This window comes from Streptomyces luteoverticillatus (assembly GCF_003970715.1).
GTDB lineage: Bacteria > Actinomycetota > Actinomycetes > Streptomycetales > Streptomycetaceae > Streptomyces > Streptomyces abikoensis.
The window spans coordinates 5362685-5376208 of record NZ_CP034587.1 but is presented as its reverse complement, the minus strand read 5'-3'; the positions used below and the strand labels follow the sequence as shown (position 1 = coordinate 5376208).

Sequence of the window (13524 nt, the reverse complement as noted above, 5' to 3'; positions counted from 1 at the left end):
GGGCTCAGCCTACTTTGTCCCGGCGCCGCATCCGCTGCCGAGTGGCCGACGGGCGCGGAGAGCCTGATCACCCACAGACTCCTCGCGCCCGTCGCGGCGGCCGCTCCGGCGGGTTCCGCCGCAGGTCAGCCCGCCGAAGGGTCGCCCCGGGTGTAGCTCAGGCGCTGGACCTGGCCGTCGGAGCCCAGGTTCTTGACCTCTTTGCCGTTCACGAACAGTTGCACGGCTCCGGCGTTGCCCAGGACCAGGTCGATGCGCTTGTTGTCGGTGAAGGTCTTGGACGCGCCCCGGGCGAGGACGCCCTCCTCGAGAAGCTTGCCGTCGCCGTCCTTGGCGGACATCCAGGTCTGGCCGTTCTCGGCGGTGAGCTTGACGGTGACCTTGTTGCCGGGGACGCCCGCGATGGCGCTGGCCGAGGCCTCCCCCTTGGGGCCGGACTTGGGCTCGGCCTTGGGGTCCGTCTTGCCCTTGCCGGGGACGGCCTTGGCGCTGGACGCCGTGGACGGCTTGCCGGAGGCGGGGTCGGCGGAGACGGGGCCGCTCTTGGCCCCGCCGTTGAAGAGCGTGAAACCCACGAAGCCGACGACCGCGACGATCGCGGCGACCATCGCCGCGGTCCAGTTGGGCCGCCGGGGTTCGGGCCGGATGCGCGCGGCGTCGAAGAGCGGGGCCGCCGGGGTCGGCGCGGGGCGCCCGCCGTGCTCGGCGTCGTACTGCGTGACGAGCGGCACCGGGTCCAGGCCGACGGCGCGCGCCAGGGTACGGATGTGCCCCCGGGCGTAGACCCGGCCGCCGCAGCGGGAGAAGTCGTCCTGTTCGATCGCGTGGACGATCGGCACGCGTACGCGGGTGGTGGAACTGACCTCGTCCACGGTCAGTCCGGCACTGATACGGGCTTGCTGAAGGATTCGTCCGACGGAGGGCCGGTCCTCCTGCCGGTCCTCCTCGGAGCCGGGGATCCGGTCGTCCTCTGAAGAGTTGCCGATGGACACGTGGGCGCCTTTCGAGCGTGCAGCCACCTGCTGGAGATTCAGTCTAGGGGGCATGCGAAACGGTCGGGCAAGCGGGAAGCCGGACTTTGTAGGCCATCAGAAGGCTCTGTGATCACGACGGTGGCACATCGCCCCTCCCCCCCTCGCTCAACTCCGCTCGAGCCCGAGAGAAACGGTGGACCAGGGACCTTTTCCAGCTGCCGCTGCCCGGCCGCTACGCCTGGTCCTCTCCTCGGATGATCGCGAGCACACCGTCCAGCTCATCGGGTTTCACCAGCACGTCACGCGCCTTGGAGCCCTCGCTGGGGCCCACGATGCCGCGCGATTCCATCAGGTCCATGAGTCTGCCCGCCTTGGCGAATCCCACACGCAATTTCCGCTGGAGCATCGAGGTCGAGCCGAACTGGGTGGAGACGACCAGTTCGGCGGCCTGGCACAGCAGGTCGAGGTCGTCGCCGATGTCCTCGTCGATCTCCTTCTTCCTGGACGTGCCGACGGTGACGTCTTCGCGGAAGACCGGCGCCATCTGGTCCTTGCAGTGCTGGACGATCGCGGCGACCTCGCCCTCCGTGACGAAGGCGCCCTGCATCCGGATGGGCTTGTTGGCCCCCATGGGCAGGAAGAGGCCGTCGCCCTTGCCGATCAGTTTCTCGGCGCCCGGCTGGTCGAGGATGACGCGGCTGTCGGCGAGGGAGGAGGTGGCGAAGGCGAGCCGGGAGGGCACGTTGGCCTTGATGAGGCCGGTGACGACGTCGACGGAGGGCCGCTGGGTGGCCAGCACCAGATGGATGCCGGCGGCGCGCGCGAGCTGGGTGATCCGGACGATGGAGTCCTCGACGTCGCGCGGGGCCACCATCATCAGGTCCGCGAGCTCGTCGACGATCACCAGCAGATAGGGGTAGGGCGACAGCTCCCGCTCGCTGCCCTGCGGCGGGGTGACCTTTCCGGCGCGCACGGCGGCGTTGAAGTCGTCGATGTGCCGGAAGCCGTAGGCGGCCAGGTCGTCGTAGCGCAGGTCCATCTCGCGCACGACCCACTGGAGGGCCTCGGCGGCCCGCTTGGGGTTGGTGATGATCGGGGTGATCAGGTGCGGGATGCCCTCGTAGGCCGTAAGTTCGACGCGCTTGGGGTCGACGAGCACCATCCGGACGTCCTCGGGGGTGGCCCGGACCATGATCGAGGTGATCAGGCAGTTGATGCAGGACGACTTTCCGGAGCCGGTGGCGCCGGCTACCAGGATGTGCGGCATCTTCGCGAGGTTGGCCATCTCGTAGCCGCCCTCGACGTTCTTGCCCAGCGCGACGAGCATCGGGTGGTCGTCGCCGGCGGCGTCGGCCAGCCGCAGGACGTCCCCGAGGTTGACCATCTCGCGGTCGCTGTTGGGAATCTCGATGCCGACCGCGGACTTGCCGGGGATGGGGCTGATGATGCGGACGTCGGGGCTGGCGACGGCGTAGGCGATGTTCTTGGTGAGGGCGGTGATCCGCTCGACCTTGACGGCCGGGCCCAGCTCGACCTCGTAGCGGGTGACCGTCGGGCCCCGGGTGAAGCCGGTGACGGCCGCGTCGACCTTGAACTCCGCGAAGACGTTGGTCAGCGAGGCCACTATGGCGTCGTTCGCGGCGCTGCGGGTCTTGCCCGGGCCGCCGCGCTCCAGCAGGTTGAGCGAGGGCAGCGCGTAGGTGATGTCACCGGCGAGCTGCAGCTGCTCGGCGCGCGCGGGCAGGCCGCCGGGCACGGGCTCGGGGCGGGCTTGGTCAGGTCGGGGACGCTGGCCGGTACGGACGGACGGCTCGTGGCGCGGTCGGCGGCCTCGTCCGCGGCGGGCTTCTTCCGCCCGGCGGCACGCCCGCTCCCGGCGCGTCCCCCGTCCGTGGCGGCGCCGGAGACGGCGCTGCTGAGGTCGGCGACGAGCGGGGTCGGCGGGACGCCGTGGAGCACGGCCCCGTCCAGGGAGGCGGCGGCCGCCGCGGCGAGGTCCACGGCGTCCGGTTCCCGGTCCCCCGGGGGTGCCACGGCGGCGCGGCGGGGCTTGCGGCGCCGTTCGAGCGCCTCCTCCTCGGCCTGTTCGGGGCCGGCGGGGGCGGCGGTGCGGCGGGGGCGCCGGGCGGGCACGGCGCGCCACTCGTCGTCGTAGTCGTCGTGGTCGGCGTATCCGGCGACGGCCTCGTGCCCGTACTCCCCGGGGTGCGGCTCGATGACCCCGAGCCGTATGCCGAGCTCCCTCAGCCGGCGCGGGATGGCGTTGACCGGGGTGGCCGTGACCACGAGCAGCCCGAAGACGGTGAGCAGCGCGAGCAGCGGGACGGCGAGCATCTCGCCGACCGTGAAGAGCAGGGGCTTGGAGGCGACCCAGCCGATCATGCCGCCGGCGTCGCGCACGGCCTGCCAGCCGGAGCCCCGTCCCGGCGATCCGCAGGCCACGTGGACCTGGCCGAGGATGCCGAGGACCAGTGCCGTCAGGCCGATGACGATCCGTCCGTTGGCCTCGGGGCGCTCGGGGTGGCGGAAGAGCCGGAGCGCTATGACGGCGAGGAGTATCGGTACGACGAGGTCCAGGCGGCCGAAGGCGCCCGTGACGAACAGGCGGATGAGGTCGCCCACGGGGCCGTCGAGGCTGGACCAGGTGCCGACGGCCACGATGAGGGCCAAGGCGAGGAGGAGCAGCGCGAGCCCGTCCTTGCGGTGGGCGGGGTCGAGGCCCCTGGCGCCCCGGCCGACGCCGCGGAAGACGGTGCCGGCGCCCTGCGCGATTCCGCGGCCGACCTTGCGGGCGCCGCCCGGCGGGCGCTTGGCGGCGGCCTTCCTGGCCGGTGCCTTGCGCGCGGGCGGCCGGCTCGCGGGCCGGGCCGGGGACTTCTTCGCGGCGGTCTTCTTGGCGGGGGCCCCTGCGCGCCCGGCGCGCTGCTTGGAGGTGCCCGCCGTGCTCTGGGAACCCTTGCCGGACGTACGTGAGGCCATGGTGCCGAGGTTACCGGTGTCGGCCGCGCGGTACACGTGCGGCCGGGCGTTCACCCGTTCGTGTCGACGGGCCGTAGTGACGCGGGTGACGCAGCGTCAAACGCCGGGCGACGCCTCACCGGAGCGGCCGGGCGGCGAGGGCGCGGTCAGCTCTGTGAGGGGACCGGGCTGGCGCCGCTGCCGGCTCCGGGCTCCAGCGCGTCCAGGGCGCGCCGCAGTCCGGTGAGCTTGCGCTCCAGGTGGGCGGCGGTGGCGACGGCTGCCGCGTCGGCGGACTCGTCCAGCTGTTTGGAGAGCGCCTCGGCCTGCTCCTCGACGGCGGCGAGCCGTGCGGAGAGCTCGGCGAGCAGCCCGGCGGGCTCCTGGGGTTCGAGCACTCCGGTGCGGCCGGAGTGGCCGCCGTTCTCGAGCTGGAGGCGCAACAGGCTGGCCTGCTCGCGCAGCTGGCAGTTCTTCATGTACAGCTCGACGAAGACCGAGACCTTGGCGCGCAGCACCCACGGGTCGAAGGGCTTGGAGATGTAGTCGACCGCGCCCGCCGCGTAGCCCCGGAAGGTGTGGTGGGGGCCGTGGTTGATGGCGGTGAGGAAGATGATCGGGATGTCCCGCGTCCGCTCCCGCCGCTTGATGTGCGCCGCGGTCTCGAAGCCGTCCATGCCGGGCATCTGCACGTCCAGCAGGATCACCGCGAAGTCGTCCGTCAGCAGCGCCTTGAGCGCTTCCTCCCCTGACGATGCCCGTACCAGCGTCTGATCGAGCGCGGAGAGAATGGCCTCCAGCGCCAGCAGATTCTCCGGCCGGTCATCGACCAGGAGGATCTTGGCCTTCTGCACCATGCCCCGTCCTCCTCGTCCCGGCTTGGGGTCTCCCCGGCTCGCGGAGCCGGGGGAAGCACCGGGCGCCGCCCCGGGGGACGACTCCCTAGCGCCGCCCGTCCTTGTGCCGGTCATGGTAGCCGCACCCCGCCCGTCGCCACACCCTGTCACCGCGATGTCACTGTGCACGTAGCAGAAACGCGGTGGGGGACCAGAAGGTTCCCCGAATACCGCGCTCCCACACGCCCTCGGCCACACTGAGTCAGCGAATTGTCAAAGAGTGAACGAGATTCCGTCACTCTGCGCGCATCCACTGCTCCATCACCGTGAGGAGATGGTCAGTATCCACAGGTTTCGTGACATAGTCGGACGCTCCGGCGTCGATGCTCTTCTCCCGGTCGCCCTTCATGGCCTTCGCCGTCAGCGCGATGATGGGCAGCCCCGCGAACTGCGGCATCCTGCGGATCGCCGCGGTCGTGGCGTAGCCGTCCATCTCCGGCATCATGATGTCCATCAGGACCACCACGACGTCGTCGTGCTGTTCCAGCACCTCGATCCCCTCGCGGCCGTTCTCCGCGTAGAGCACCGACAGGCCGTGCTGCTCCAGCACGCTGGTGAGGGCGAACACATTGCGGATGTCGTCGTCGACGATCAGCACCTTCTCGCCGTTGAACCCGCCGCTGAAACCGCCTCCGTAGCCGTTGCCCGCGTCGGTGCCGAAACCACCGTGCGTCATCCCGCCGCCGAAGGCGGCCGGCTGCGGCCAGCCCGTCGCCGAGGGCTCCGGGGACGGCGCGGCGGGCAGCCGCGCCCCCGGCACCGCCCCGTCGCCCTGCCCGTCCCGGGCCGGGGCGGCCGCCCGCCCGGCGGCCTGGGCCGCGCGACGGCGGCGCAGGAAGAGCCCCGCCGCCTGCCGGGCGGGCGAGGCGTCGCCCTCCGGCCCGCCGTGCCCGGCCCCGGACGTCTCCTGCCCGGCGCCCCCGACGCCCTCCGCGCCCGGCTGCGGATAACCCTGGGGCGGCAGCTCGCCGGGGTTGAGCGGCAGGTAGAGGGTGAAGGTCGAGCCCCGGCCGGGCTCGCTCGCCGCGTCGATCTCCCCGCCGAGCAGCCGGGCGATCTCCCGGCTGATGGACAGACCCAGGCCCGTGCCGCCGTACTTGCGGCTCGTCGTGCCGTCGGCCTGTTTGAAAGCCTCGAAGATGACGCGCATCTTGCTCTGCGCGATGCCGATGCCGGTGTCGGTGACCGAGAAGGCGATCATCTCCGCGTCGGCGTCCCGCAGCGAACCGGCCTCCAGCAGCTGCTCCCGGATGCTGTCCGGGACCTCCGCGCCGGCCGGGCGGATCACCAGCTCCACGGCGCCGGTGTCCGTGAACTTCACCGCGTTCGACAGCAGGTTGCGCAGCACCTGGAGCAGCCGCTGCTCGTCGGTGTGGAGCGTGGTCGGCAGCTCCGGCGAGACCCGCACGGAGAAATCCAGGCCCTTCTCCGCCGTCAGCGGCCGGAAGGTCGCCTCCACGTAGTCGACGAGCTGGACGAGCGCGATCCGGGACGGGCTGACGTCCATCTTGCCCGCCTCGACCTTCGACAGGTCCAGGATGTCGTTGATCAGCTGGAGCAGGTCCGAGCCCGCCCCGTGGATCGTGTCGGCGAACTCGACCTGCTTCGGCGAGAGATTGCCCTCGGCGTTGTCGGCCAGCAACTTGGCCAGGATCAGCAGCGAGTTGAGCGGCGTGCGCAGCTCGTGCGACATGTTGGCGAGGAACTCCGACTTGTAGCGCATGGAGACCGCGAGCTGCTCGGCCCGCTCCTCCAGCACCTGCCGGGCCTCCTCGATCTCGGTGTTCTTCACCTCGATGTCGCGGTTCTGCCGCGCCAGCCGCTCGGACTTCTCCTCCAGCTCGGCGTTGGAGATCTCCAGCGCCTTCTGCCGGTTCTCCAGCTCCGCCGACCGCTCCCGCAGTTGCTCGGTGAGCTCCTGCGACTGCTTGAGCAGCACCTCGGTCTTGGTGTTGACGCTGATGGTGTTGACGCTGGTGCCGATCATCTCGGCGATCTGGCTGAGGAAGTCCTTCTGGATCTGCGCGAACGGCTGGAAGGACGCCAGCTCGATCACACCGAGGACCTGGCCCTCGAAGAGCACCGGCAGCACGATCACATGGGCCGGCGGCGCCTCGCCCAGCCCGGAGGCGATCTTCAGATAGCCCGGCGGCACGTTCTCCACCAGGATCGTGCGCTTCTCCTTGGCCGCCGTGCCGATCAGCGACTCGCCCGGCAGGAACGACGTGGGCATCGACCCCATCGAGTAGCCGTACGAGCCGAGCATCCGCAGCTCGTAGGCGTCCGCGCCGCTCTCCCCCTCGTGCGGGTCCGTCGGCATCGCCAGGAAGAACGCGCCGTGCTGCGCGGAGACCACGGGCGTCAGCTCGCTCATGATGAGCCCGGCGACGTCCTCCAGGTCGCGGCGGCCCTGCATCAGGCCGGAGATCCTGGCGAGGTTGCCCTTGAGCCAGTCCTGCTCCTTGTTGGCCAGGGTGGTCTCGCGGAGGTTGGCGATCATCGTGTTGATGTTGTCCTGGAGCTCCAGGATCTCGCCCGCCGCGTCGACGTCGATCTTGAGGTTGAGGTCGCCGCGGGTCACCGCGGTGGCGACCTCGGCGATGGCCCGTACCTGCCGGGTCAGATTGCCTGCCATCTCGTTCACCGACTCTGTGAGGTCGCGCCACGTGCCGTCCACGTCACGCACCCGAGCCTGACCCCCGAGCTGGCCCTCGGTACCCACCTCACGGGCCACGCGGGTCACCTGGTCGGCGAAGGACGACAGCTGGTCGACCATCGTGTTGATGGTCGTCTTCAGCTGGAGGATCTCACCGCGCGCGTCGATGTCGATCTTCTTGGTGAGATCGCCCTGCGCGATGGCGGTGGTCACCATCGCGATGTTGCGGACCTGGCCGGTCAGGTTGGACGCCATCGAGTTCACCGACTCGGTGAGGTCCTTCCAGGTGCCGCTGACGCCCGGGACGCGCGCCTGGCCGCCCAGGATGCCGTCGGTGCCCACCTCACGGGCCACGCGCGTGACCTCGTCCGCGAACGACGACAGCGTCGTCACCATCGTGTTGACCGTGTCGGCCAGCTGCGCGACCTCGCCGCGCGCCTCGACGGTGATCTTCTTGGTCAGGTCGCCGTTGGCGACCGCGCCCGCGACCTGCGAGATGTTGCGCACCTGAATGGTCAGGTTGTTGGCCATCAGGTTGACGTTGTCGGTGAGGTCCTTCCAGATGCCGGTGACGTCCCGCACCCGCGCCTGACCGCCCAGCTGCCCCTCGGTGCCCACCTCACGGGCCACGCGCGTGACCTGCTCGGCGAAGTCCGACAGCTGGTCGACCATGGTGTTCACCGTGGTGACGAGCTCGAGGATCTCGCCCTTGGCGTCGACCGTGATCTTCTTCGACAGGTCGCCCTTGGCGACCGCCGTGGTCACCTCGGCGATGTTGCGCACCTGGGACGTCAGGTTGTTGGCCATGAAGTTGACCGACTGCGTGAGGTCCTTCCAGGTGCCCGAGACGCCCTGCACCTCCGCCTGGCCGCCCAGGATGCCCTCGGTGCCCACCTCACGGGCCACCCGCGTGACCTGCTCGGCGAACGAGGACAGCTGGTCCACCATCGTGTTGAGGGTGTTCTTCAGCTCCAGGATCTCGCCCCGGGCGTCCACGTCGATCTTCTGCGAGAGGTCGCCGCGCGCCACCGCCGTCGCGACCTGCGCGATGTTGCGGACCTGCGCGGTCAGGTTCTCCGCCATGCCGTTCACCGAGTCGGTGAGGTCGCGCCAGACGCCCGCCACTCCCGGCACCTGCGCCTGACCGCCCAGCCGGCCGTCCGTACCCACCTCGCGGGCCACCCGGGTCACCTGCTCGGCGAAGGCCGAGAGCTGATCGACCATCGTGTTGATGGTGTTCTTCAGCTCCAGGATCTCGCCGCGCGCGTCCACGTCGACCTTCTGCGACAGGTCACCGCGCGCCACCGCCGTCGTCACCTGGGCGATCTGCCGCACCTGAGAGGTGAGGTTGCCCGCCATGAAGTTGACCGAGTCGGTCAGCTCCTTCCAGGTGCCGCTGACACCCGGCACCCGCGCCTGACCGCCGAGGCGGCCCTCCGTGCCCACGTCCCGCGCCATCCGCGTCACCTGGTCGGCGAACGACGACAGCTGGTCCACCATGCCGTTGACGGTGTTCTTCAGCTGGAGCATCTCGCCGGAGACGTCCACGGTGACCTTCTGCGACAGGTCGCCGTTCGCCACCGCCGTCGTCACCTGGGCGATGTTGCGCACCTGGCCGGTGAGGTTGCGGAAGGCCGTGTTCACCGAATCGGTGAGGTCCTTCCACGTACCCGCCGCACCCGGCACCGCCGCCTGACCGCCGAGCTCTCCCTCGACGCCGATCTCCCGCGCCACCCGCGTCACTTCGGCGCCGAAGGACTGGAGCTGGTCCACCATGCCGTTGACGGTGTTCTTCAACTCCAGCATCTCGCCGGACACGTCCACGGTGACCTTCTGGCCCAGATCGCCGTTCGCCACCGCCGTCGTCACCTGAGCGATGTCCCGGACCTGGCCGGTGAGGTTGCGGAACGCGGTGTTCACCGAATCGGTGAGGTCCTTCCACGTACCCGCCGCACCCGGCACCTGCGCCTGACCGCCCAGCCGGCCCTCGGCACCGACCTCGTTGGCCACCCGCGTCACCTCGTCGGCGAAGGTGCGCAGCGTCTCCGTCATCTGGTTGATCGTCTCGGCCAGCTGCGCGATCTCGCCGCGCGCGCTCACCGTGACCTTCTGCGACAGGTCGCCGTTGGCGACCGCCGTCGTCACCTGCGCGATCCCGCGCACCTGGGCCGTCAGATTGCCGGCCATCAGATTGACCGAGTCCGTCAGGTCCTTCCAGACACCCGCCACCCCCGGCACCTGCGCCTGGCCGCCCAGCTCGCCCTCCGTACCCACCTCGCGGGCCACACGTGTGACCTCGGAGGCGAAGGACGACAGCTGGTCCACCATCGTGTTGACGGTGTTCTTCAGCTCCAGCATCTCCCCGGCCACGTGCACCGTGACCTTCCGGGAGAGATCGCCCTTCGCGACAGCCGTCGTCACGAGAGCGATGTCACGCACCTGAGCGGTCAACCGGGACGCCATCGTGTTGACGGAGTCCGTCAGGTCCTTCCACGAACCCGACATACCGCGCACCCGGGCCTGCCCGCCGAGCTTGCCCTCGGTACCGACCTCGCTCGCCACGCGCGTCACCTCGTCGGTGAACGCCGACAGCTGGTCGACCAGCCCGTTGACCGTGCGCCCGACCTTCAGGAACTCGCCCCGCAACGGGTGCGCAGCGGACCCGTCCGCTCCCTGGGAGCGCAGGTCCATCCGCTGCTCCAGATCGCCCTCGGCCACCGCCGACAGCACCCGGCCCACCTCGGACACCGGCCGCGCCAGATCGTCCACCAGGGCGTTGCAGGCGTCGATCGCCGCCGCCCAGGACCCCTCGCAGGCGCCGAGCTCGAGCCGCTCCGTGAGCTTCCCCTCACGGCCGACGACCCGCCGCACCCGGTTCAGCTCGCCCGTGAGCTGCAGATTACGGTCCGCGACCTCGTTGAACACGGCGGCGACCTCGGCCATCACCCCGTCCCCGGGCACCGTCAACCGCTTGCGGAAATTCCCGTCCCGCATCGCCTCCAGGGCCGACAGCAGCCGGTGCAGGGCAGCGGCGTCCACCTCGATCGTCCCGTTGGGCCGGGCCCGTCCGCCCTTCGCGCGCGTGCTTGCGGCCCGCGCCGTCGCGCCAGACTCCACCGTCGTCCCTCCCGCAGGTTCGATCATCCTCGTCGGGCTTCCGCTTCGAGCTGTCCCAGTGTTTCACCCCGGCCCAACCAGGCCATAACAGTCGGCAGCATCGCACACGGTCCACCGGCACCCCCAAGTGTGGAATCCCTGTGCACCGGCATCCGCGCACACGGCGGAGGTAAGTAACCTGGCATCCGGCCGGGCAAGGAGGGGCGCTGCACATGGGTGAGCAGATCGCCGAGACATTGATGAGGAGACCTGTGATCACCGCGCGTGCTGCCGCCACCTTCGAGCCGGTAGGACGCTCGGTAGCGGCCGCCCGCGCCTTCGTCCGGGACACCCTCCAGGGCTGGGGCTTCCTCGACGTCATCGACGACGCCGTCGTCCTCACCAGCGAGCTGGTCACCAACGCCGTCGTTCACGCGGGCACCGCCGCCGAGGTGCTGTGCGTCCGTATGACCACGGGGGTGCGCGTCGAGGTCGCCGACCGCTACCCCGAGCGCGAGCTGCCCGTACAGAGCCCCGGCCGGCCCCTGGGCGGCCTCGACCGCGAAGGCGGCCGCGGGCTGCTGCTGTGCGCCTCCCTGGCCTCCCGCTGGGGCGTCGAGTACAGCCCCACCCGCAAGACCGTCTGGTTCCGCATCGATCTGCCCGACCGCCCGGCCGGCACCCGCTCCGCCGGCCCCGCCCTCCCCGCCGAGGCCCTGCCCGTCGCCGACGCCCGCGTCCGCGTCGCCGTCATCCAGATCGACCACCAGGGCGCCGTCAACGCCTGGAACGACGACGCCCACGACCTCTTCGGCTTCGCCGCCAAACAGGTCATCGGCAAGCCCCTCACCGACCTCGCCGCCTGGCCCCACACCCCCGGCACCTCCACCGGCATCGAGGAGGCCCTGCGCCTCTCCCGCTGGGAGGGCTCCTACGGCATAAGGGGCGCCGACGGCCGCATCGTCCCCGTCTACGCCTCCCACCTCCGCGTCCGCGACACCGCCGGCGCCCCCTCCACCGTCTGCCTGCTCGTCCGCGACGACGAGCGCGCCGTCCTCCAGACCCCGCCGCGCGCCACCGCCGCCGACCCGGCCACCAGCGAGCGCGGCGCCGCCACGGACCCGTTCGAGGTCTTCATCGGCTCCCCCGCCCCCGACGACCTCGACGGCCTCCTCCAGCGCACCGTCGAGCGCGCCCGCGACATGCTCGACGGCGACTCCGCCTATCTCCTGCTGGCCACCGACGACGAGACGGAACTGGAGGTCCGCGCCTCCACCGGCCTGCCCTCCGCCCGCCAGCGGTTCGCCCGCGTCCCCGTCGAGGCCGGCACCGGACGCTACGGCTCCGCCCGGATGCCCGCCGTCCACGACGACCTCAGCGTCGTCCCCGGCGCTGTCCCCCTCCTCGCCGACACCGGCATGCGCTCCGTCGTCACCGTGCCCCTCAAGGTCGAGGGACGCCTCACCGGCTCCCTCGGCGTCGCCGCCGAGTCCCCCCGCCGCTACGGCAACGAGGAGGCGCTGCGCCTCCAGTTCGCCGCCGACCGCATCGCCCTCGCCGTGGAGTCCGCCCGCCTCGGCGAGCTGGAGCGGCTGCGCCGCGGCTCGCTCTCCTTCCTCGTCGAGGCATCCGACCTCCTCGCCGGCACCCTCGACCGCGACCAGACCCTGGCCCTGATGGCCCAGATGACCGTCCCCACCCTGGCCACCTGGTGCGCCGTCTACACGATCGCCGACCAGAGCTCGGACCCCGAGCTGTCCTACGTCCTCCACGAGGACGAGGACCGCATCGACGGCCTCAAGGCCCTGCTGTCCAAGGTCGCCCCGCCCGACCCGGTCCCCACCCCCGGCGCCCGCGTCTGGACGGCCCCCACCGAGGCCGCCCACGCGGCCGCCCTGCGCACCTCCCTGCGCAGCTTCGGCCTCGCCGACGCCAAGGGGGACATCCCGGCCCCCGGCCCCTCCCTCGCCACGGCGGCCGCCGTCGGCGGCGAGACCGTGGTCCTGCCGCTCGTCGCCCGCAACCGCGTCATCGGCATGCTCACCCTCGGCAAGCCCAGCGACGACCACTTCCGCCAGGAGATCCTCGAACTCGCCGAGGACCTCTCCCGCCGGGCCGCCCTCGCCCTCGACAACGCCCGCCTCTACAGCGAGCGCACCGCCATCAGCCAGAGCCTCCAGCGCAGCCTCCTGCCGCCCGAGCTCCCGGACGTCCCCGGCGTGGAGGTCGAGGTCATCTACCGCGCGGCCGGCGAGGGCAACGAGGTCGGCGGCGACTTCTACGACGTCTTCCCCATCCGCGACGGCGCCTACGGCTTCGCCATCGGCGACGTCTGCGGCACGGGCCCGGAGGCGGCGGCCGTCACCGGCCTCGCCCGGCACGCCCTGCGCCTGCTCGCCCGCGAGGGCTTCGGCGGCCCCGCCGTCCTCCAGCGCCTCAACGCCGCCATCCTCGACGAGGGCGCCCGCAGCCGCTTCCTCACCCTCCTCTACGGAGAGCTGCGCCCACAGCCTGACGGCAGCGCCCTCCTCAAGGTCGTCTGCGCCGGCCACCCCCTGCCGCTGCGCCTGCGCCAGGACGGCACCGTGGAGCCCGCGGCGGACCCGCAGCCGCTGCTGGGCGTCATGGAGGACCTGGAGCTGTACGAGCAGACCGTCACCCTCGACCCGGGCGACGTCCTGCTGTGCGTCACGGACGGCGTCACCGAGCGCCGCGAGGGCACGCGCATGCTCGGCGACGACGGCCTGACGGACGTTCTGACGACCTGTACGGGCCTGACGGCCGGCGCGGTCGCGGCGCGCGTTCTCCGCGCGGTCGAACGCTTCGCCGCCGAGCCCGCCTCCGACGACATGGCCATCCTCGCCATGCGGGTGCCGGAGCGTCAGGACCGATAACCGGAGAACGGAGAAATGAAGAAGGCCCCCGCCGAATGGCGGGGGCCTTC

The 13524-nt window shown here is 71.3% G+C and carries 4 protein-coding genes and 1 pseudogene; 1 reads left to right on the top strand and 4 read right to left on the bottom strand.

From position 1 onward, the window contains the following. Positions 1 to 125 precede the first annotated feature (125 nt). From EKH77_RS24050 to EKH77_RS24035, 4 genes and pseudogenes are all read right to left on the bottom strand, one after another. Entirely contained in the window at positions 126 to 992 is an 867-nt protein-coding gene (locus EKH77_RS24050; RefSeq protein ID WP_397611702.1) for a helix-turn-helix domain-containing protein, read from the bottom strand. A gap of 214 nt (positions 993 to 1206) precedes the next feature. Then, positions 1207 to 3953, bottom strand: a pseudogene (locus EKH77_RS24045) (DNA translocase FtsK). Positions 3954 to 4099: 146 nt separating this feature from the next. Continuing rightward, positions 4100 to 4789, bottom strand: a complete 690-nt coding sequence (locus EKH77_RS24040) for a response regulator (protein ID WP_126916383.1) — start codon at positions 4787 to 4789, stop codon at positions 4100 to 4102. 274 nt (positions 4790 to 5063) lie between these two features. Further along, entirely contained in the window at positions 5064 to 10601 is a 5538-nt protein-coding gene (locus EKH77_RS24035) for a HAMP domain-containing protein (RefSeq protein ID WP_206279910.1), read from the bottom strand. Positions 10602 to 10813: 212 nt separating this feature from the next. Between EKH77_RS24035 and EKH77_RS24030 the strand changes: the two genes are divergently transcribed. Continuing rightward, a complete protein-coding gene (locus EKH77_RS24030; protein WP_126916381.1) occupies positions 10814 to 13474 on the top strand; it encodes a SpoIIE family protein phosphatase in 2661 nt (886 codons plus the stop codon). Positions 13475 to 13524 lie beyond the last annotated feature (50 nt).